General features: G+C 74.1%; 20 protein-coding genes. 6 read left to right on the forward strand and 14 right to left on the reverse strand.

Going from position 1 to position 20,751, the window contains the following annotated elements:
* Nucleotides 1–92 precede the first annotated feature (92 nt).
* Genes V1258_RS05875 through V1258_RS05885 form a run of 3 tightly spaced genes read left to right on the forward strand, consistent with a single transcriptional unit; the run spans nt 93 to nt 3,037 of the window.
* A complete protein-coding gene (locus tag V1258_RS05875; RefSeq protein ID WP_329748782.1) occupies nt 93–1,241 on the forward strand; it encodes an NAD-dependent epimerase/dehydratase family protein in 1,149 nt (382 codons plus the stop codon).
* Nucleotides 1,242–1,251: 10 nt separating this feature from the next.
* A complete protein-coding gene (locus V1258_RS05880) occupies nt 1,252–2,385 on the forward strand; it encodes a glycosyltransferase family 4 protein (protein ID WP_329748783.1) in 1,134 nt (377 codons plus the stop codon).
* Complete coding sequence (locus V1258_RS05885; RefSeq protein WP_329748784.1) at nt 2,378–3,037, forward strand: GNAT family N-acetyltransferase; 660 nt, start codon at nt 2,378–2,380, stop codon at nt 3,035–3,037. The genes V1258_RS05880 and V1258_RS05885 overlap by 8 nt, the downstream gene beginning before the upstream one ends.
* 45 nt (nt 3,038–3,082) lie before the next feature.
* Here V1258_RS05885 and V1258_RS05890 read toward each other — a convergent pair whose 3' ends face one another.
* The 3 genes from V1258_RS05890 to V1258_RS05900 all read right to left on the reverse strand — a co-directional run bounded on the left by V1258_RS05890 (nt 3,083) and on the right by V1258_RS05900 (nt 5,511).
* Entirely contained in the window at nt 3,083–3,583 is a 501-nt protein-coding gene (locus V1258_RS05890) for a hypothetical protein (RefSeq protein ID WP_329748785.1), read from the reverse strand.
* A gap of 49 nt (nt 3,584–3,632) precedes the next feature.
* Complete coding sequence (locus V1258_RS05895) at nt 3,633–4,583, reverse strand: WXG100 family type VII secretion target (RefSeq protein WP_329748786.1); 951 nt, start codon at nt 4,581–4,583, stop codon at nt 3,633–3,635.
* Between the two features lie 265 nt (nt 4,584–4,848).
* A complete protein-coding gene (locus V1258_RS05900; RefSeq protein ID WP_329748787.1) occupies nt 4,849–5,511 on the reverse strand; it encodes a pentapeptide repeat-containing protein in 663 nt (220 codons plus the stop codon).
* A gap of 394 nt (nt 5,512–5,905) precedes the next feature.
* Between V1258_RS05900 and V1258_RS05905 the strand changes: the two genes are divergently transcribed.
* Nucleotides 5,906–7,492, forward strand: coding sequence for an HNH endonuclease (locus tag V1258_RS05905; protein WP_329748788.1), 1,587 nt, complete (start codon nt 5,906–5,908; stop codon nt 7,490–7,492).
* Here V1258_RS05905 and V1258_RS05910 read toward each other — a convergent pair.
* The 9 genes from V1258_RS05910 to hemE form a co-directional block, all read right to left on the reverse strand.
* Nucleotides 7,420–8,601, reverse strand: a complete 1,182-nt coding sequence (locus tag V1258_RS05910) for a WD40 repeat domain-containing protein (RefSeq protein WP_329748789.1) — start codon at nt 8,599–8,601, stop codon at nt 7,420–7,422. The two genes, V1258_RS05905 and V1258_RS05910, sit on opposite strands and share 73 nt — an antisense overlap.
* A 70-nt stretch (nt 8,602–8,671) precedes the next feature.
* A complete protein-coding gene (gene hemL / locus V1258_RS05915; RefSeq protein WP_329748790.1) occupies nt 8,672–9,979 on the reverse strand; it encodes a glutamate-1-semialdehyde 2,1-aminomutase in 1,308 nt (435 codons plus the stop codon).
* A 61-nt stretch (nt 9,980–10,040) separates the two neighbouring features.
* Nucleotides 10,041–11,069 (reverse strand): porphobilinogen synthase, encoded by a 1,029-nt coding sequence (hemB, locus tag V1258_RS05920; protein ID WP_329748791.1) that lies wholly within the window; start codon nt 11,067–11,069, stop codon nt 10,041–10,043.
* Nucleotides 11,066–11,866 (reverse strand): uroporphyrinogen-III synthase, encoded by an 801-nt coding sequence (locus tag V1258_RS05925; RefSeq protein WP_329748792.1) that lies wholly within the window; start codon nt 11,864–11,866, stop codon nt 11,066–11,068. Before V1258_RS05925 ends, hemB begins: the two co-directional genes overlap by 4 nt.
* On the reverse strand, nt 11,866–12,900 hold the full coding sequence (gene hemC / locus V1258_RS05930) for a hydroxymethylbilane synthase (protein WP_329748793.1): 1,035 nt from the start codon (nt 12,898–12,900) through the stop codon (nt 11,866–11,868). Before hemC ends, V1258_RS05925 begins: the two co-directional genes overlap by 1 nt.
* Nucleotides 12,897–14,165: a ferrochelatase gene (locus V1258_RS05935; protein ID WP_329748794.1), complete on the reverse strand. Its 1,269-nt coding sequence runs from the start codon at nt 14,163–14,165 to the stop codon at nt 12,897–12,899. The genes hemC and V1258_RS05935 overlap by 4 nt, the downstream gene beginning before the upstream one ends.
* 55 nt (nt 14,166–14,220) lie before the next feature.
* Complete coding sequence (gene hemQ / locus V1258_RS05940; RefSeq protein WP_329748795.1) at nt 14,221–14,994, reverse strand: hydrogen peroxide-dependent heme synthase; 774 nt, start codon at nt 14,992–14,994, stop codon at nt 14,221–14,223.
* The gene (locus tag V1258_RS05945) at nt 14,991–16,409 is read right to left on the reverse strand and encodes a protoporphyrinogen/coproporphyrinogen oxidase (protein WP_329748796.1); all 1,419 of its coding nucleotides are present in this window, start codon (nt 16,407–16,409) and stop codon (nt 14,991–14,993) included. The genes hemQ and V1258_RS05945 overlap by 4 nt, the downstream gene beginning before the upstream one ends.
* The gene (gene hemE, locus V1258_RS05950) at nt 16,406–17,452 is read right to left on the reverse strand and encodes a uroporphyrinogen decarboxylase (protein ID WP_329748797.1); all 1,047 of its coding nucleotides are present in this window, start codon (nt 17,450–17,452) and stop codon (nt 16,406–16,408) included. Before hemE ends, V1258_RS05945 begins: the two co-directional genes overlap by 4 nt.
* Before the next feature lie 289 nt (nt 17,453–17,741).
* On the opposite strand from hemE, the gene V1258_RS05955 reads away from it, so the two are divergent.
* Nucleotides 17,742–19,163: a glutamyl-tRNA reductase gene (locus V1258_RS05955; protein WP_329748798.1), complete on the forward strand. Its 1,422-nt coding sequence runs from the start codon at nt 17,742–17,744 to the stop codon at nt 19,161–19,163.
* On the opposite strand, the gene V1258_RS05960 is transcribed toward V1258_RS05955, so the two are convergent.
* A complete protein-coding gene (locus V1258_RS05960) occupies nt 19,147–19,560 on the reverse strand; it encodes a hypothetical protein (protein WP_329748799.1) in 414 nt (137 codons plus the stop codon). The genes V1258_RS05955 and V1258_RS05960 overlap by 17 nt on opposite strands.
* A gap of 22 nt (nt 19,561–19,582) precedes the next feature.
* On the reverse strand, nt 19,583–20,332 hold the full coding sequence (locus tag V1258_RS05965; RefSeq protein WP_329748800.1) for a uroporphyrinogen-III synthase: 750 nt from the start codon (nt 20,330–20,332) through the stop codon (nt 19,583–19,585).
* 139 nt (nt 20,333–20,471) lie between these two features.
* On the opposite strand from V1258_RS05965, the gene V1258_RS05970 reads away from it, so the two are divergent.
* Entirely contained in the window at nt 20,472–20,750 is a 279-nt protein-coding gene (locus V1258_RS05970) for a hypothetical protein (RefSeq protein WP_329748801.1), read from the forward strand.
* Nucleotide 20,751: the final 1 nt, after the last annotated feature.

Genomic DNA, 20,751 nt, shown 5'->3' on the forward strand with positions numbered 1-20,751 from the left:
TGCACTACGTTAAGAGCGGACACGACGTTTCACAATCCGGCTGTGGTGTCCGTGAGCACGCCGGGACCTGGACCCTTTGGAGGACTCTCGCAATGAAGATCGTCGTCGCCGGTGGAGATGGATTCTGCGGCTGGCCCACTGCCCTGTACCTGTCGGAGAAGGGGCACGACGTCACGATCGTCGACAACCTGGTCCGCCGCGAGATCGACGTGGAGCTCGGGTCCAACTCGATGACCCCGATCCTCTCCCTCGAGGAGCGGGTCGCGGCGTGGAAGGAGGTCTCCGGCAAGGACATCGCCGTCCGCATCGCCGACCTGACCGACTACGAGGCCGTCGCCTCGATCTTCCGCGACCTGCAGCCCGAGTCGTTCGTGCACTTCGCCGAGCACCGCTCCGCCCCGTACTCGATGATCGACCGCGAGCACGCGATCGAGAACCACCGCAACAACGTCGAGGGCACCCTCAACGTCCTGTGGGCGATCAAGGACTTCGCGCCCGACTGCCACCTCGTCAAGCTCGGCACCATGGGCGAGTACGGCCAGCCGAACATCGACATCGAGGAGGGCTGGATCGAGATCGAGCACAAGGGCCGCAAGGACCGGCTGCCGTTCCCGAAGGCGCCCGGCTCCTTCTACCACCTCACCAAGGTGCACGACAGCGACAACATCATGTTCGCCTGCCGCATCTGGGGCATCCGCGCGACCGACCTCAACCAGGGCGTCGTCTACGGCCTCGAGACCGACGAGACCCGCCGCGACCCGCGCCTCGTCAACCGCTTCGACTACGACGCGGTGTTCGGCACGGCCCTGAACCGCTTCATCATCCAGGCCGCGATCGGCCACGACCTCACCGTCTACGGCAACGGCTCGCAGACCCGCGGCTACCTGGACATCCAGGACACCGTGCGCTGCATCGAGATCGCGTGCGAGAACCCTGCCGACCGCGGCGAGTTCCGCGTCTACAACCAGTTCACCGAGCAGTTCTCCGTCAAGGAGCTCGCCGAGAAGGTGCAGAAGGTCGCTCGCGGCATGGGCCTCGAGGCGAACATCGCCAACACCGAGAACCCCCGCGTGGAGAAGTACGACCACTACTACAACGCGGTCAACACCAACCTCCTGGACCTGGGCCTGCAGCCGCACCTGCTGACCGACGAGCACCTCGCCGAGGTCCTCGAGATCGCGAAGGCCAACACCGATCGCGTCAAGCGCGAGCTGGTCATGCCCACCGTCACCTGGAAGTGAGCCGGATTCCGTGAAGATCGCGATCGTCACGGAGACCTTCCTGCCCTCCGTCGACGGCGTGGTGACGCGTCTGCGCCACGCCGTCGAGCGGTTCACCGACCTCGGGCACGAGGTCATGGTGATCGCCCCCGATCTCGGGGTGACCGAGCATCACGGGGCACGGGTGGTGGGCATCCGCCCGGTGACGCTGCCGTTCTACAAGCATCGGCGCTTCACCCTCCCGAGCCCCACCGTGGACGGCATCATCCGCGGCTTCCACCCGGACGTCGTCCATGCCGCCCAGCCGCTGCTGCTGGCCTCCTCGGGGGCCTTCGCCGCGCGGCGCCAGCGGATCCCGCTGGTGGCCAGCTACCACACCCACATCCCCCGCTACCTGGACCTCTACCGGGCCTACCGCTGGGGCAAGCCCGCGGTGTGGTGGCAGATCAAGCGCAACCACGCGATGGCCGAGGTCAACATCGCCACCTCGGAGACGATGAAGGCGGAACTCGCCGAGCACGGCCTGCAGAACCTCCATGTGGTGCGGCGCGGCGTGGACACGCAGACCTTCCATCCCCGCTTCGCGAGCGAGAAGATGCGCGCGCGGCTCAGCGGCGGGCACCCCGAGAAGAAGCTGCTGGTGTTCGTCGGCCGCCTCGCCGCGGAGAAGGAGATCCACCGGCTGCGGCCGATGATGGACCGCCGGGACGACGTGGCCCTCGCGATCGTCGGCGACGGTCCGTTCCGCGGTGAGCTCGAGGAGATGTTCCGCGGCACCGCGACCACCTTCCCGGGCTTCATGGGCGGGGAGACGCTCGCGAGCGCCTTCGCGAGCGCCGACGCGTTCGTGTTCCCGTCGGTCACCGAGACCCTCGGCCTCGTGATCCTCGAGGGCATGGCCTCCGGCCTGCCGGTCGTCGCCGCCCGCTCGGGCCCGACGATGGAGCAGGTCACCGACGGGGTGGACGGGCTCCTTTTCGACCACGACGACGAGCCGAGCCTCGATGCGGCCCTCGACCGGCTCGGCGACGAGTCGCTGCGGGCGTCGATCCGCCAGGCCGCCCGCGCCGAGGCGGAGAAGTTCTCCTGGGAGAACGCCTCCGACGACCTGCTGCGCTACTACGAGATGGCGATCGAGCAGCACGCCCGGAGGTCGCATGTCTGAGCCCGCCCGCCTGGAGCCGGTGACCTTCGCCGGCCACGGAATCCGCCTCGAGCCCCTGGAGGCGCGGCACGTGCCCGGGCTCCGCGAGGTCGTGGCCGACGGGGACATCCACCGTCTGCCCTTCGCCCCGCACGTGCCGGCGCCGGAGGCGGTCGAGGGCTCCGTCCGCGGTCTCCTGGCCGATGTCGAGGCTGGCACCCGTCTCGCCTGGGCCGTCGTGCGCGAGGCCGACGGGGTGCACGGGGCCGACGAGCGCGTGGTGGGCCTGACCACCTTCATGAACCTGGCGCTCGCCGACCGGGGCCTCGAGATCGGGAACACCTACCTGGCCCGCTCCGTGCACCGCACCGGCGTGAACACGGCGATGAAGCGCCTGCTGCTCGGTCACGCCTTCGACACCCTCGACCTGCTCCGCGTCGAGTTGCGCGTCCACCACCTGAACCTCGCCTCGCGCCGCGCCGTCGAGGCCCTGGGTGCGCAACAGGACGGGATCCTGCGCGCCCACCGCGTCCTGCCTGACGGGTCGATCCGCCACACCGTCGTGTACTCGATCCTGTCGCTCGAGTGGCCCGGGATCCGGGCGATGCTCGACGCCCGCCTCGCCGCGCCGCGCCCGCCGCGCCTCCGCCCCTCGCCACCCTTCCCCCGGTGACCGCACGGTAGCGGCGCCTGTGGCGGAGACGCTGAGGGGGAGGGGTCAGCCCGCCGCGGAGGTCCGCCACAGCAGGCGGAACCACAGCTCGGAGCCGTCCTCGAGCGTGTGCACGTCGCACTCGCCCGCATCGGTGCGGTCGAGCCTCTGCGCGGTGGTGCGGCGGTCGGCGGCCTGCAGGTGGTCGTACTCGTCCTGGAGCCGGAGCACCTCGAGCGGGGAGTCCTCGGTGCCGGCGCCGGAGGCCGCGATCTCGCGGAGGGAGACGGCGCTCAGCGTCCGCTCGCGGCGGGCCGATGCCTCGTCGCCGAGGGCTTGATGCGCGCGCGCCAGCAGGCCGTGCCCCTGCGGCGAGAGCAGCAGCCCGGGCATCCGGGCGGTGATCGTGTCGACGACGGCCTGCGGGGTCGGCCCCGCGCCGAGCAGAGCACGCAGGGAGAGGTGCGGGTCGAAGGTCGGGTCGGCGAGGATCGCGGCGCGCAGCGGCCGCCGGGTCTCGGGGGTCGGGTCCAGGAGGAACGCCTCCACGATGTCGGGGAACTCCACGGTGCCTCTTTTCGGGTCGGTCTCGGGCGGACGGTGCGGGGTGGACAGATCAGCTGACGCGGGTCTCGGGGACGCCGGCCTTCCTCTGCAGGCGGTTCATATCCTCGAGCGTCATGCTCTTCGCGACGACGTCCTCCTGCTCTCGCGCGTCGAACTCGACGGGCTGGGCCTCGTAGGCCTCGGGGTCCTCCCGCCACCCGATGTACTCGCCGGGCCGACCGTTCTCGCGCCAGTCCTCGATCTCCTCGCGCGTGACGCCGTGCTCCTCCTCGATGCTCTCGTACTCCTCCGCCTTCGAGTCGACGAACGGAAGCCAGTCCCATCGCCCGGGCTCGGTCTGGTCCACGAAATCCCATTGCGCGGCATGGCGCACCTCATGGACGGGGACGAGCAGCATATGGGCGTTCGACAGCGACTGCTCGGAGTCGCTCAGCGCGATCACCCGCTCGTCCGGTCGCCACTCCCCGGCTGCCTGCAGGTCGGATTCGAAGACCAGCTCCACCGGCTCGAGGCCGTACTTCTCCATCTCCTCGTCGTACATGGCCTGGAGGACCTTCTTCTTCTCGTCCTCCTCCATCGTGTGCCACGCCGTCTGGACCTTGGAATCCAGGCGCTCGTCGCCGGCGACGCCGTCTCCGGGCTCGCCCTTGGCGACGACCATCTCGTCGTCGCCCTCCGAGCGCCCCTGGCCGCCGGGCGTCCCACCGCCTCCGCCGTCGGAGGCCGAGTCCTGCTCGTCGGCCTCGGTCTCGGCGGTGTCCGCGGCAGCGTCCAGGCGCGCGAGGGCTTGCTGCCACTGCGGGGACACCTCGGCGCTCCATCGGTCGCGGAACCGCTCCGCATCGGTGCCGCGCCAGATCTCCTCGCTCGAGAGGACGCGCGCCTCGAGCACGCCCCGCCGCTCCTCGAGCAGCCGCTGCGCGTCCCGCATCCGCTGCGCGTGCTCGCGCACCTCCTCCGGGGTCATCCCCAGGAACTCCATGCTCTTCCCCCTGCTCATCTCTGATCACACGTGCTCATCGACGGTCCCCCGACCGCCGGCATCCGATGTCGGCAGGCTATCAACCCGATCTTTGACCGGGGACAGCGCGCCATCGCCCACGACAGCGGCGCCGAGGCTGAGCCAGAGCCGATGCGGGGCGGCGGTCGTGGTCGAGGGGCTGATCAGGAGGGGTCGACGCCGGCCCGCTCCTGAAACTCTCGCAGCTCGTCGAGGTCCAGGCCCCGGGAGTACCCGTCGCCGACGGCGCGCGAGCCGGGCGAGCTCAGCCCTCGACGCGGATCCCCAGGTGGCTCGCGAAGGCGGGCGCGAGGGCCGCGACCTGCTCCGCGTCGAGGGTCGCCCCGGCCAGGGCCTCGAGGTTCGCGATGCCGCCGACCTCGAGGCCGCGCAGGTCCACGTCCTGCAGCCGCGCCCCGGCGAGCAACAGGCTGTCCACCCGGCAGTCGCGCAGCAGCACCCGGCTCGCCGTGGCCCCGGAGAGATCCAGCTCCTCGAGCGTGCAGTCCTCGAGCACCACGTCCTCGAGGGTGCTGCCGCGCAGGTTGAGCCAGCCGATCCGGCTGCCGACGATGCGGGTCGAGCGGATCTCCGCGTCGTAGAGGTCCAGGGCGCCGAGGCGCGATTCGAGCAGCTCCACCTCTCGCCAGGTGGAGCGGGAGGCGTCCAGCACCGGGGCGTCCCAGCGCTCGAGGCGGGTCTCGAGGATCCGGGCGTGCTGCAACCGCGCCGACGCCGCGGCCACGCCGACGAGCTCGCACTCGGTGAGGGTCGCCCCCTCGAGGTCGCGGCCGGAGAGATCGACGTCGTGCAGCGACAGGGCCTCGTGGAGCTGATGGGCGTCGAGGTCCTCGGCCGCGGCAGGCTCGAGATCGTGCAGGCGCAGCGGCGTGATCGCGGGCGGGCGGGTGGCGGTGCGGCGGGCCATGGCGTCCTGTGTGTCTGGGGGAGGGGCTGGGGCCGGGTCTGCGGGGATCCTACGGGGCGGGGGTGACGGTTCCCGATGGCCCCGCGTCCCCGCTAAGCCCCGCAGACTTGGGGGAATAGGGCTCGAATAACCCCAAGTCTGTGGGGGTTAGAGGTTGTCGACGAGATTCTCTCGGGATTCTCCGTCGTGGCACGAGGGATGCTTCCTCCCCAGTCCATGGTTCTCCACATTGTCTGGCCGCTCTGGTCGATGAACTGGCCTTATGGTACAGGGAGGGGTGCGTATCCGGCCTACTGCCCGCGGTGGCCCGGAGGCGCTCCGAGGGGGCGGACGACGTTATCCACAGTTCGAAAAAGGTCTCGATTTCTCGACTCGCAGCGCGTAGGTTCTAGGTATGAGTCGGATCGCGCAGATGATCGAGGGAGCGATGGGGGAGGCCCATCGCCCGCTCCTCGACGCCCTGCGCGCTGACGGCCCCGTCGGCCTCTCGATCCTCCTCGCCGACGTGCGCGAGCTGCTCGTCGAGTGCGCGACCGATCCCGCGGGGATGCTCGACGCCGCGCAGCGGGATCGGGGCGACTTCTCGGCGCTGCTCGGCGTGATCCACGAGTCGCTCAGCGCGCTCGAGGCCCTCGAGGCCCGAGCCGTCGTCGGTCTCGGGGACGCGATCTCCCGCGACCGTCGGGCGGAGGCGCGGGCGAAGGCCGCCCAGGAGGCAGCCGAGGTCCCGCCCGAGCAGGAGATCGAGGCGAGGGCGGACCGCCTCACCGCGAGGGAGCTGTCGATGATCACCCGGCGCTCGCCCGCCGCGGCCCGCGGCAGCCTGGCCACCTGCCGGCGGCTGGTGCGGGACATGCCGCACCTGCTCCGCGCCCTCGCCACCGGGCACGCCGCCCCGTCGGTCGTCCACGGTGCGGCGCGCTCCACCGCCCCGCTCACCTCCGCGCAGAGGCGCGAGGTCGACGAGCAGCTCGGCATCCGGATCGTCGAGCTCGACGGGGCGGGATGCACCCGCTGGGGCCGTGCCGTCGACGAGGCGGTGCAGCTGGCCGATCCGGGCGGGGAGGCCCGCCGCCACCAGCACGCTCGCACCCGGAGGCACGTCACGGTGCGGCCCGGGGACCACGGCATGGCCACCGTCTCCGCGCATCTGCCGGCGGTGGACGCAGCCCTCATCGGCAAGCGCCTCTCGCTGGAGGCGGAGCGTCTGCGGGCGCACGGCGACCGGCGCGGCCACCAGCAGATCCAGGCCGACGTCTTCGCGGACACGCTCCTGGGTCGCAGCGAGGAGATGGACCCGACCGTCCTCGACCTGGGCGTGATCATCACGGACCGGACCCTGTTCTCGCCCCGCGGCGGGGACGCCGCCCACCTCGAGGGATTCGGCGTCGTCCCGCCCGAGGCGATCCGAGAGGCGATGGTCGGGCCGCTCAGCGACCTCGCCCGGGGGCTCGACAGGTCGCTTGGCGACGACGCCGCCGAGGCGAGACTCCAGCTCCGCCGCCTCTACACGCATCCCACCAGCGGCGAGCTGGTCGGCGTCGAGTCGCGCGCCCGCGCCTTCCCGCGCGGTCTCGCCCGGTTCATCCGCTGGCGCGACCTGACCTGCCGCGGCCCGTTCTGCGACGCGCCGATCCGCCAGATCGACCACATCGACCCGGCCTCCGCGGGCGGGCCGACGACTCTCGAGAACGGACAGGGCCTGTGCGCCTGGTGCAACGACAAGGAGGGGCAGACCCTCGCCGTCGAGCAGGTCGCCGGCCTCGACGGCCACCGCATCCGCTGGACGAGCCTCGGCGGCACCACACGAGTCACCGCAGCGGAGCGGCTCACGCGCTCGGCGGGACCGAGGCCGAGACGGCCGCAACGGGCGAGACGGCCGAGACGGGTCTCGCGCCGGGCCGGGGATCAGGGGAGGTCGAAGGTCCGCCAGTCCGTACCGTCGAAGGCCAGGACGCCCTCGGAGACGGTCAGGCAGTAGAGCACGTCCCCGCTCGAGGACCAGACCATGCTCTGCACGCCCTCGGGGGCATCGAATCGAGACTCGGTCCCCGTCAGACGGTTCCAGATCAGCAGCTCGCTCCCGGGATCCATCACGGCGATGCGCGGTCCCGGCCCGGTGGCGAGGAGCATGAAGAAGGCCGAGGGGGGAACCGGCCCCGGCATCAGCACGCCGTCGGTCTCGACCGCCAGCAGCGCCGGAGGGTCGTCCGTGACGGCGATCAGCGCCCCGTCCGGCGTGTACCCCAGGGAGAAGACCTTTCCCGGGATTCTCGTCAGCTCGTCCTGGCGCCCGCCTGTCTCCGGGTCCCACAGCTCCGGCGGGTTGTCCGTCGTGTCCGCGCCGAGCCGGGAGAGTCCGCCGGTCGCGAGGACCGAGCCGTCGGGGGAGTAGCTCACCGCCTGGTTGCTCTCCACCCGGGGGCGCAGCAGATGCCCGTCGCCGCAGGACTCCGGGTCCATGTCCCACAGGCGCACCGTTCCGTCCGTCCCTGCCGAGGCGAGCTGACCGCCGTCCGGGCGGACGGCGAGAGACATGAGGTAGGCGGTGCGATCCTCCGGCAACTCGTGCCCGAGGAGCGTCCGCTCGAGCCGACCCTCCAGATCGACCAGCACGATCCGGCGGCCCTCGCCGATCGCGAGACGGGAGCCGTCCGGATGCCAGGCGATGACCCCTCGGGCCGGCGTGGAGATGCGGCGGATGACCTCCCCGGTCGCCGTATCCCAGAGGATGACGCCGGCATCCTCGGCGAGGTCGAGGGCGACGCGGTCGAATGACTCGGCGGCGGCGAGCATCGTGCCGTCGGGGGAGAGGGCGAGGGTATCCCCGAGGAAGCGGCGATGCTCCTCGGCGGGCGGGGGATGGCCGGTGTATCCCTTCGGCTCCGTCCTGAGCTCCTCGTCGGAGATCTCCTCCTCGGGTCCGCGGCAGGTGCCGGGCGGCTCCGACCCGAGGAGCGGTCGGGCGGCGGTGCACCCTCCGAGCGCGAGCACGCCGGGCAGAGCGGCCGCGCCGGCCAGCCAGCGACGTCGCGCGATGTGCGGCATGGACATCTCCTCCGTGGCGGGCGGGGCCGCGCCGATCGACATGACCCCGATGCTACGAGCGGCCGACGACGCGGGCCATGGGGAGCTCTCCCCAGGGGGGGCGCCAGGCAGGTCAGCCCCGCGCTGCCGCCTGCGCGGCCGCCGGCAGCACCGCGCCGATCCGGTCAAGGATCCGCTCGTCGTGCGCGGTCGAGACGAACCAGGCCTCGAACGCCGACGGCGGCAGATACACCCCGCCCTCCAGCATCGCGTGGAAGAAGCGGGTGAAGGCGGCGGTGTCCTGCGCCTTCGCGTCCTCATAGGTGCGCACCGGTTCGTCCCGGAAGAACACCGAGAAGAGCGTCCCCGCCGTCTGTATCACGTGCGGCACCCCGGCGGCGGTGAAGGCCTCGGCGACCATCTGCTGCAGCGCGAGGGAGGCTCGGCCCAGCGTCCGGTACGCCTCCTCGTCGAGGCCCGCGAAGGTCGCGAGACCCGCCGCGGTCGCGAGCGGGTTCCCGGAGAGCGTGCCCGCCTGGTACACCGGCCCCGCCGGGGCGAGCAGGTCCATCAGGTCCGCGCGTCCGCCGAAGGCGCCGACCGGCAGGCCCCCGCCGATCACCTTCCCGAAGGTCAGGAGATCCGGCGCCCAGCCGTCGCCGTCGATCCCAAAGTAGCCCTCGCGGCTCGCCCGGAAGCCGGTGAGCACCTCGTCGCTGATCAGCAGCGCCCCCGCGGCGTGCGCGGTCTCGGCGAGGAAGCGGTTGAAGCCGATCCCGTCCTCGTCCAGAGGCGGCACCACGCCCATGTTCGCAGGCGCCGCCTCCGTGATGACCGCTGCGATCTCCCCGCCCCGCCCGGCGAACAGGGCCTGCACCGCCGCGCGGTCCCCGTAGGGCAGCACCACGGTGTCGCGCGCGGTCGCGGCGGTGACGCCGGCCGAGCCGGGCATCGCGAAGGTCGCGACCCCGCTGCCCGCCTCGGCGAGCAGGGCGTCGACGTGCCCGTGATAGCAGCCCGCGAACTTCACCACCACGTCGCGGTCGGTCGCGGCGCGGGCCACCCGCAGCGCGCTCATCGTCGCCTCGGTGCCGGAGTTGACCAGGCGCAGCCGCTCCACCGGCGCGATCCGGGCCACCACCTCCTCCGCGAGCGAGACCTCGCCCGGCTGCGGGGCGCCGAAGGACAGGCCGCGTCCGGCCGCCTCGCGCACCGCCTCGACGACCCCCTCGTGGGCGTGGCCGAGGATCATCGGCCCCCACGAGCCGACGAGGTCCACGTACTCGGTGCCGTCGGCGTCGGTGAGCAGGGCGCCCTTCGCGCTGGTCAGGAACGGGGGCGTGCCGCCCACCGAGCCGAAGGCGCGCACGGGCGAGTTCACGCCCGAGGGGATCACGCGGCGGGCACGGGCGAACAGCTCCTCGGAGAGGGCGGTGGTCATGAGGGATCTCCCGGGGTCGTGGAGGGTCGGATCAGGGTCAGGTCGCCGCGACGAGCCGGGCTCAGTGGAACTCGCGCAGGTGCGGGGGCAGGCCGTCCGCGAACCAGCCCGCGACCTCGCTCGCGTAGTAGGTGAGCACGGTCGAGGCGCCCGCGCGGCGGAAGGCCAAGAGCGACTCGAGGACGGTCCGGTCGCGGTCCACCCAGCCGTTCGCGCTCGCGGCCTCGATCATCGCGTACTCGCCGGAGACCTGGTAGGCGCCCACCGGCACGGGCGAGGCGGCGGCGACGTCCCGCAGCACGTCGAGATAGGGCAGACCGGGCTTGACCATCACCAGGTCCGCGCCCTCGGCGACGTCGAGCTCCAGCTCGCGCAGCGCCTCGCGGCCGTTCGCGGGGTCCTGCTGATAGGTACGGCGGTCACCGGTGAGGGAGGAGTCCACCGCCTCTCGGAAGGGGCCGTAGAAGGCGGAGGCGTACTTCGCGGTGTAGGCGTAGAGCGCCACGTCGAGATGCCCGGCGGCGTCGAGGGCGTCGCGCACGGCGGCGATCTGGCCGTCCATCATCCCGGAGGGGCCCAGCAGGTGCGCGCCGGCCTCCGCCTGGGCCAGGGCCATCGCGCGGTACCGCTCGAGGGTCGCGTCGTTGTCGACCCGCCCGTCGTCGTCGAGCACCCCGCAGTGGCCGTGGTCGGTGAACTCGTCGAGGCACAGGTCCGCCATGATCACGGTCGAGTCGCCGAGCTCGGCCCGCAGCCGGGAAAGGCCCACGTTGAGGATCCCCTCGGGGTCGGTCGCGCCCGAGCCCACGGCGTCCTTCCGTGCGGGCACGCCGAAGAGCATCAGCCCGCCGACGCCGCGCTCGACCGCCTCGACGCCGGCGCGCACGAGCGAGTCCAGCGAGTGCTGCTGCACGCCGGGCATGGAGGAGATCGCGACCGGCTCGGTCGCGCCCTCGCGCACGAACATCGGCAGCACCAGGTCGGCGGGGCGCAGCGTGGTCTCCCGCACGAGGGAGCGCATTGCCGCGCTGGTGCGGAGCCGACGGGGTCGGTCCACGGGCAGCGGGCCGGGGGCGACGAGGTGGGTCATCGGGTCTCCTTCGAACGAGGGTGGGTGGGGTGGTCGGGGCGCGGGGAGACGGCCTCGCGGACCGCGAGGACGAGCGCCTCGTCGGACGGGGTGCGGGCCTGCCGCGCGGGGACGAGGCCCGACGCGCGCACGGCCTCGGTGGTCGGGTCCCCGATGGTGACCACCGCGGTCGTGGGGTGCACGCCGATCCCGGCGGCGCGCCGGGCGATCATCGGACTGGTCAGCACGATCGCCGCGTAGCGGCCCACGGGCAGGCCCCGGGCGACCGACGGGGGCGGGTCGACGTGCTCGGGCCGGTAGGCCTCGACCTCCACCACCGTGTAGCCGGCCTCGCGCAGGCCGTCCGGGACCGTGCGGGAGGCGGCGGCGGAGGCCGGGAACAGCACCCGGTCGCCGGGGGCCGCCGGCGGCATCGTGGCGGCGAGGGCCGCGCCGGAGCCGTCGGCCACGGAGGTGGGGGGGATCCCCGCGGACCGGAGCGCCGCGGCGGTCCCTTCGCCGACGGCGACGACGGCAGTCCCGGACTCGACCCGGATGCCCGCCAGGCGCTCGGCGGCGGTGCGGGAGGTGACCACCAGATGGGTGAACCCGCCCGCGGCCAGCTGGACCAGGGCGGCCCGCAGCTGCTCGCCGTCGCTGGGGACGAGGCGGGTCAACGGCGCGTGCTCGACCGCGAACCCCTCCGCCTCGAGCAGGGCGGCGAGACGTTCGCCCCGTCCGGCGGGCCGCGTGACCAGCACGGGTCGCGCGGTCGGGGCCGGCGCGGCCGGCGAGGCGGGCGTCCCGGGAGAGCGCATCAGGCGCGGGCCTCCGCGAGGATCTCGCCCGCGCCGCGCGAGAGCAGGTCCGCGGCGAGCTTCTCGCCGAGCGCCACCGGGACCGAGCCCGGCCCGGAGAGCGCATCGGCGGCGAGGTCCACGTCGATCCGGGCCTCGCCCTCGACGACCCGCGACCCGTCGGGACGGATCGCGAGGGCGCGCAGGCGCAGGACCTGCACGGCGGCGTCGATCGCGCCGGAGGTCTCGGCCTCGGCCGGAGCGGTACCGGCGGGCACGGGCTCGAGCTCGGCGAACGCGGCGACCGGGGCGGAGCAGCCCGCCTCGAGCGCCCGCAGCAGGGACCGCTCGGCCGTGACCGCGGCGCGGGTGGCCGGGTCGTCGATCGCCGTGAGCCGCGCGGCGAACCAGGGCGCCTGCGCGAGCGCGGCGGTGGTCGCCTCCACGGCGAGGGCGCCCTGGGCGGGCGCGGGCAGCATGACCTCGACGGGCAGGAGCTCGCTGATCGCGGCCTCGCGGCCCACCCGGAGCAGGCCCGCGGCGGCGAGCACGACGGCGTCGAGGTCCGCGTCCTCGCCGAGGGCCCGGTTCAGGCGCGTCTCGACGTTGCCGCGGATCCCCACGACCTGGAGATCGGGGCGGGCCCGCAGCAGCTGCGCACCGCGACGCGGCGACCCCGTGCCCACGCGCGCCCCGGCCGGGAGCTGCGCGAGGGCGAGCCCGTCGCGGGCGCACAGCGCATCGCGAGGATCCTCCCGCACCGGGGTGCAGGCCAGCGTGATCTCGTCCAGCGGGGCGGTGGGGAGGTCCTTCCAGGAATGGACGACCACGTCGACCGCACCGTCCAGCAGCGCCTGACGCACTGCGGTGACGAACACGCCGGTCCCGCCGATCTGCGCGAGCGGGCTGGTGCGGTCCCGGTCGCCCTGGGTGCTCACGTGCACCAGCTCGACCTCGCGCCCGGTGCCGGCCGTGAGCGCCGCGCCGACGTGCCCGGACTGGGTCAGCGCCAGTTCGGAGGCACGGGTGCCGATCCGCAGCGGGGCGGCGGTCATGAGAGCGATCCGGCGCCCGCCGTGCCGACGCCCGCGGCGGCGGCGTCTGCGGCGGCGAGACGCTCCGCCCGCGCCCGCTCGACGTCCGCCGCGGAGTCCACCGCGCTCGTGGTGGGCCGGCACATCCGTCCTGCGCAGCAGTTCGCCCCGCACACGTCCGGGGTGCCCCCGAAGTCGGTGACCACCCGGCGCGGGAAGGACGCGTCCAGCCGCTCCTGGACGAGATCCGCGAGGGCGGCGATGAAGCGGGGATCCTCGCCGGAGGTCGCGACGCGCCGGAAGGCCAGTCCCTTCTCCGCGGCGGTCTCCTTCGCCTCCGTGTCCAGGTCCCACACGACCTCGACATGGTCGGTGACGAAGCCGATGGGGACGACGACGACGGCGTCCGCGGCGTCCTCCTCGGCGAGCTGCGCGATGACGTCGTTCACGTCCGGCTCGAGCCACGGGATGTGCGGTGCCCCGGAGCGGGACTGGTAGACGAGCTGCCAGTCCGGGAGCTCGGGAGCGTCGTCGTGCAGCTGGTCCATCACCCACCGGCAGGCGGCGAGGTGCTGCTCGACGTACCAGCCGCCGGAGCCCTCGACCCGCGTCTCCTCCGGACCGGAGGCCTCGGCCATCGAGGTCGGCACGGAGTGGGTGGAGAACAGCACCGCGATCCGCTCGCTGTCGTGCCCCTCGGCGGCGAGGCTCGCCAGGGCGGCGCCGAGGCCGTCGACCACCGGGGCGAGGAAGCCGGGATGGTTGAAGTAGACGCGGACCTTGTCGATGGTGACCTCGCCGGCCAGACCGGTCTCCTCGAGCACCATGCCGAAGTCCTCCCGGTACTGCCGGCACGAGGAGTACGAGGAGTACGCGCTGGTGACGAGGCCGAGAGCATGGCGGTGGCCGTCGGCGTGCAGGGCGCGCACGGCCTCGGCGTTGTAGGGCGCCCAGTTGCGGTTGCCGAAGTAGATCGGCAGGTCCACGCCGCGGCGCGCCAGCTCCGCCTCGAGCGCGGCGATCATCGCCTCGTTCTGCGCGGTGATCGGGCTGCGTCCGCCGAGCGCGCGGTAGTGGCCCGCGACCTCCTCCAGACGCTCGTCAGGGATCCCGCGTCCGCGCGTGACGTTGCGCAGGAAGGGGATGACGTCCTCCTGCCCGTCGGGGCCGCCGAAGGAGGAGAACAGGATCGCGTCGAAGGGGCGGGCCTCGCCGCGTCGCGCATGGGTGGGGGAGTCGGGGGCCGCGGCGCGGGGCGCGGGCATCGGCGCGGTGGTGTCGGTCATGGTGATGTCCTCGTGGAGGGGGTCGGGCTCAGTGGTCGGTCTCGGGCGGGCGGGATCAGATCAGCAGCGCGGCGACGTCCTCGAGGGCGTCGAGGCGGCGGCCGGTGTGGAAGGGGAGCTCCTCGCGCACGTGCAGACGCGCATCGGAGTAGCGCAGGTGGCGCATCATGTCCACCAGATCATGCAGGTCGTCGGCCTCGAAGGACAGCAGCCACTCGTAGTCGCCGAGCGCGAAGGCCGCGACCGTGTTGGCGTTGACCTGCGGGAAGTCGCGGCCGAGGAGGCCGTGCTCGCGCAGCATGCGGTTGCGCTCGTCCTGCTCGAGCAGGTACCAGTCGTAGGAGCGCACGAAGGGGTAGACCGTGATCCACTGCTTCCGCTCGAAGCCCGGGACCATGAACGAGGGGACGTGGCCGCGGGAGAACTCCGCCATCCGGTGCACGCCCGCGGCCGCCCACTCGCGGTGCAGCCAGGAGCCGACCAGGGAGCGCTCGAGCTCGCGCAGCGCGGCCTGCAGGGTCTCGGGACGGTCCGCGGCGAGCCACAGCATCAGGTCGTCCTCGGCGCGGAAGCCGGAGACGTCGTACCAGCCGAGGATCTCGAGCGAGCCGTCCTCCGCGCTCGCCTCCATGAGGGACACGGTCTCGGCGAGGGCCGCGGTCGCCTCGGCGGCGCTGATCTCGCCCTCGTCGCCGAGACCCGCGAGGCGGCGGAACACGGTGTAGCTCGTGTACCGGGTGGTCTGCGCGATCTGCTCGGGATCCGCGGCGTCCGACGCCGCCGTGGCGGTGTCGGGTGCGGCGGGGGCGGTGGGCTGGGTCTCGGTCATGCGGGGGTCCCTTCTGCGGTGGGGTGCGAGCCATGGTGGTGCTCGGCGCGGACGATCGCGTCGATGCCGGTGCCGGCCCGCCAGGAGCCGGTCAGGTGCAGGGTCGGCTCCTCGGCGAGGAGCGCCGTGAGGTGGTCGAGGGCGGCGCGGTGGCCGGGCAGGGCCTGGCTCATGGCGCGGTCCCAGTCGATCACGACCGCGCCGAGGAGCTGCTCCCGGGTGAGCTCCGTCCCGAGGATGCGGGAGGCGTCGGCGAGGGCGAGCCCCTCGATCCCCTCGCGCTCGGGCAACGGCTCGCCGGGCCGCCCGTAGGAGAGCCGCACCAGGTGCGGGGAGGCGGCGTCCGGGAAGGCGGCGCGCACCTGCTCGCCGACGTGTTCCCACTTGGCGCTCGCGTGGGTCAGCGCCTTCGCGCGGATCCCCGGGGTGCCGGGGGCGACGAGCGCCCCGGTGCCCGAGGGGAAGGCGTCCAGCGCCTCCGCGTCGAGCGCGAGCGCGACGAGCCGCACGGCGGCCGACGGGGCCTGCGGGATCGCGGCGGCGATCTCCGGCGCCGCCTCGGCGAGGAGGGCGCGGGTCATGTCCGGCGGGCCGGCGAGCACCAGCTCCGACGCCTCGAGGGTCTCTCCGCTCGCGGTGCGCGCCCACCAGGTGTCCCCGGTGCGGCCGGCCTCGACGACCTCGACCCCCGTGCGCAGCAGGCCGCCGCGGGCGAGGAGGTCCGCGCGCAGCGCCGCGGGGAGGGCCGCCATGGTCGGGGCGAGGGAGCGCACCCGGGTGCCCGCGCTCGCCGTGCCGGCGCCGCGGATCTCCCGCACCGCCCGGACGAGGGAGCCGTGGCGCGCGAGGCCGGCGACGAGGGCGGGGGAGGCGGCCGCGAGCTCGAGGGTCGCGGGATCCGCGGAGTGCACCCCGCCGACGATCGGGGCGACCAGCCGCTCGAGCACCCGTCGGCCGAGCCGCCGGGAGACGGTCTCGGCGACCGTCGCCCCGGGACGCGCCCCGATCCGTGCCGGCAGCAGCGGCTCGAGCGCCGCGCGCAGGGCGCCGGCCGTGCCGAGGACCGCGCGGACGTCGGCGGCGAGGGGCCGGCCGGGGATGCCGAGCAGGCCTCCACCGGGCGCCCGGTGCACGCCCGCCGCGGAGACCAGCCGCGAGCCGAGTCCCTCGCGCGGGGAGACGGCTGCGCCGTCGATCCCGAGCTCGGCGAGCAGCGCGTCGACCGCCCCGCGGCCGATCGAGAACGCCTCGGCGCCCGCGTTCAGGGCGAGCGGACCGAGATGCGTCTCCGCGATCGCGCCGCCGACCACGGGGGCCGCCTCGAGCAGCACCACGCGTCGGCCGGCGCGGGCATGCTCGCGCGCGGCGAGCAGGCCTGCGAGCCCGCCGCCGACCACGAGGACCGAGGAGCTCATGCCCGCGCGCCGCCCTGGGCGTGGAGGAAGGCGACGAGGTCGGTGAGGACCTGGGGATCCGTCTCCGGCGGGACGCCGTGGCCGAGGTTCACCACGTGGCCGGGGGCCGCGGCGCCCGCGGCGAGCACCGCGCGGGCCTCGGCGAAGCGGGCCTCCTCGGCGGTGAACAGCACTGCCGGATCGATGTTGCCCTGCAGCGGGGTGCCCGCGGGGAGGAGCTCGAGCGCCCGGTCCAGGGGCAGCCGGTGGTCGACGCCCATCACGGTCGCTCCCGCGGCGTGCATCTCGGGCAGCAGGTGCGCGGCGCCGACGCCGAAGTGGATCCGCGGCACCGGCAGGTCGGCGACGTGCGCGAGCGCCGCGGCCGAGTGCTGCTGCACGTGCTCGAGGTACTGCGCGGCGCCGAGGGAGCCGACCCAGGAGTCGAAGAGCTGCACCGCGGAGGCGCCCGCGAGCACCTGGGCACGCAGGAAGCGGCCCGAGAGCTCGGCGACCCAGGCCGCGAGGCGCGCCCACAGCTCGGGGCGGTCGCGCATCAGGGCGCGGGTGCGCAGGTGGTCGCGGCTGGGCCCGCCCTCGACCAGGTAGCTGGCGACGGTGAAGGGGGCGCCGGCGAAGCCGATCAGCGGCGTGGTGCCGAGCTCGGCGACGGTGCGGCGCACCGCCTCGCGGATCGGCTCGAGGCCCGCCTCGTAGTCGTCCCCGAGGACGGGCAGGGCGTCGATGTCCGCCTCGGTGCGCAGCGGGTGCTCGACCACGGGCCCCACCCCGGACCGGATCTCCACGCCGAGGCCGGCCACGCGCACGGGCACGACGATGTCCGAGAAGAAGATCCCGGCGTCGACGCGGTGGCGGCGCACCGGCTGCACCGTGATCTCGGCGGCCATGTCGGGGCGCAGGCAGGAGTCGAGCATCGTCGTGCCCTCGCGCAGCGCCCGGTACTCGGGCAGCGAGCGGCCGGCCTGTCGCATGAACCACACGCTCGGCGCCGCCGCGGGATCCCGGTCACCTCGCAGCTCCCGCAGGAGAGAGGCGTCGGCCACACCGCCGCGAGCCTGCGGGCGGAGCGCCGGATGCTCGGCGGGGAGGGTCGAGGGGCCGTCCGACGGGGTCCCCGCCGGGGCCGGTCCCGGCTGCGCCGGGGCGCCCGCGAGGCTCTCGCCTGCACCGATCCGGGGATCTGACGACTGTCGCGATCGATCTGACGGGTTGTCCGCAAAAGTGCGCTCTGACGTGCTGTTCTGTTCCATGGCGCCCCCATTGTGCACACTCCCGCCGCCCGAGGCTCCCAGGTCGGGAGGGGCCTCGTCGGGCGGGCCTACACTGGCGATCATGCTCGCCGCTCTCCGCGCCACCCACGAGCACCTCGACCTCGACATGCTCGACGCCCTCACCCGGGACGCCGACTCCCTGCCGGCCGTGCTCGAGGAGCTCGCCCTCGAGCGCACCCGTCACGACGGCGGGGCGCCGCTGCTCGCCGGGCAGGTCGTGGTGAGCACCTGCAACCGCCTCGAGGTGTACCTCGACACCGAGCGCTTCCATGAGGGGATCGAGCTCGTCATCGACGCGGTCACCCGCACCAGCGGCCTCGACCGCGAGGTGGTCTCGCTGTGCTTCGACGCCGCGATGGACGCCCCCGTCCCCCAGCACCTCTACGAGATGACCTCGGGGCTGCGCTCCCTCGTCGTCGGCGAGGCGGAGATCGCCGGGCAGGTGCGCCAGGCCTATGAGGTCGCGCGCCGCGGCGGACGCACCACCTCGATGCTCCACGACCTCTTCCAGCACGGCTTCCGCTGCGCCAAGCAGGTCGCGACCCAGGCCCCCGTCGGCGCCGCCGGCCGCTCCGGGGCGGCCGTCGCCCTCGACCGCGCCGCCGCGGCCCTCGGCGGGCTCGAGGGACGCAGCGCCCTGATCGTCGGCACGGGCGCCTACGCCCGCCTGGGTCTCGCCGAGCTCACCCGCCGCGGCGCCCGCGACCTGCGCGTCTTCTCCCCGTCGGGCCGCGCCCTCGGCTTCGCCCAGCGCCACGGCGCCCGGGCCGTCGAGGCCGGGGAGCTGGACGAGGCGCTCGCCGCCGCTGACCTCGTGCTGGCCTGCTCCGGGCGCGGCACCTCCCTCTTCCCCGAGCAGTTCCTCGGCGCGGGTGCGAGCGCGGGCGGTGTCGTCGTGCTCGACCTCGCCCTGCACTCCGACCTGCACCCGCTGGTGCGGCACCTCAAGGGCGTGACCGTGATCGGGCTCGCCGACCTCGCGACCGAGGCGGACCGGGCCGACGACCCCGCCCTCGCCACCGCCCGCGCCATCGTCGCCGAGAACGTCGAGGCCTTCCGGGTGCAGCAGGAGGTGCGGCGCATCGACCCCGCGATGGCCGCGCTGCGCCGCGAGGTCGCCGAGGCCGCGGACCTCGAGGTGGACCGGCTGCGCCGCGAGGTCTCTCCCGAGACGGCCGACCAGCTCGACCGATCCGTGCGCCGGATCCTCGCGAAGGTCATGCACCAGCCGGCCGAACGCGCCCGGCACCTCGCCGAGACCGGTTTCGCCGACGACTACGTCGAGGCCTTCCACACCATCTTCGGCATCGACATCTCCGCCGGTCGGGAGGTGGCCCACGGCTCTGAGCAGGGCGGCGAGGGTGCCGTCCCCGCCGGATGGATGCGCGTGGACCGCACCGTGCCGCCCGCCGCGCTGTCCGGGGCGCTGCTCGCCCGCCTCTCCGGCCGCGCCGATGGCGGCGGGGTCAGCGGCGGCGCCTGAACCAGGTGCGCGGGCCGCGTCGCGCGGGCTCGCTCGCAGGCTCGTCTGCAGGTTCCGGCTCCGGATCGGAGTCCGGCTCGGCCTCCAGCTCCTCGGCCGGTTCCGGGGCGTCGACGGTGAGCCCCTCCTCGTCCACCCAGGTGTCGCTCCAGCCGACGTCGGACTCGTCGCGCGGCCGGAAGGCGCGCCGCGGACCGAGCGCCTCGGCGACGTCCTCGAGCTCGATCTCCGCGGGGGCGCGCACCTCCTCGCCCCGATGCGGGACGGGGCAGGTCCAGAAATAGGGGCAGCCGGGGCAGCCGGCGGTCTCCTCGTCGGGCGCGGCCTCCCGCTGCATCTGGACGCCGTCCATCTGCTGCAGCAGCCGCAGACGGGCCTCGTAGGGGTTGACCTCCATCAGCGTTCTCCCTCCGCCGCGCTCAGTCGTGCACGATCCGCGTGCCGAGCGCGGAGAGCACCGCCGTGGCGAGCTCCTCGGCCCCGGTCGAGCCCGCGACGGCGTGGACCACGAGGCCGCGGGCCTCGGCCGTCGCGGCCACCGCGTCGTCGGCCGCGACGACCCGGATGTCGCGATGGATGCCCAGGTGACCGGCGAGATCTGCGAGCAGGGTGCTGCGCAGCACGAGCGCGCCATAGGCGGGGCGCCGCAGATCCCGCACCAGCTGGGGGTCGAGGCCGACGGTGCGCACCCGCACGGCGAGCACGAGGGTGACGCGCGCCCCGGCCGCCTCGAGGGCGGGTCGCAGGGCGGGCGGGGTCGCGGTGGATCCCACGAGCAGGAGACGCTCCCCGGCGGTGGGGGAGAGGGCCGCAGCAAAGCCCGGGTCGGTCTCTTCCCGGTCGAGCACCCGGGCCTCCGGCACCCCGGCCGCGGCGAGCGCGGCGTCGGTCGCGGCGTCGGTGACGGCCACGGCGGTGCCCGCGGGGACGATCAGGTCCCCGCCCTCGCCGAGCACCTCGGCGGCACGGGGGCTCGTGACCACGAGGCGGTCGACCTCCCCGGCCGCGAGGGCGGCGAGGGCCGCGCGCAGGTCGCCGTCCCGCTGGGCGCGCAGCTCCACGAAGGGGGAGTGGTCGGTGGGGAGGCCCCGGGACCGCAGCGCGGCGAGCAGGTCGTCGGCGGCCCCGGCGGCGTCCGGCACCAGGACGGGGAGCGGGGCGACGGTCATGGGATCCTCCGGGAGCGGGGCGATGGCACCTGCTCATTCTGCCCGACACGGGCTGTGCGGTCGCCGCCCCGTAGGATCGGGAATCGCCTTCCAGTTCCCGATCCGTCACCGATCCGATCCCGACCGCCGAGGAGACCCGATGAGCACGCCCCAGGAGCGCCTCCACGAGGCCACCCGCCGCCTTCTCGAGCTGCTCAGGGCCGACGAGGCCACCACCGCGGAGACCCTCGCCGTGCGCGAGGAGCTCGCCCGGGCCACGGCCGACCTCGGCCACCTGCAGGACGCGTGGTACCAGGTCGACGAGCTGCGCAAGGACGCCCTGCGCACCCACGGCCCTGAGCATCCGGCGGCGGCCTCGGCGCGGGCGCTGCAGGCCGAGATCGAGGAGCGGGCACGGGCGGCGGGCGGCGGGGCCTGAG

Origin of the sequence: Brachybacterium sp. J153 (assembly GCF_036311905.1) — a bacterium.
Lineage (GTDB): Bacteria > Actinomycetota > Actinomycetes > Actinomycetales > Dermabacteraceae > Brachybacterium.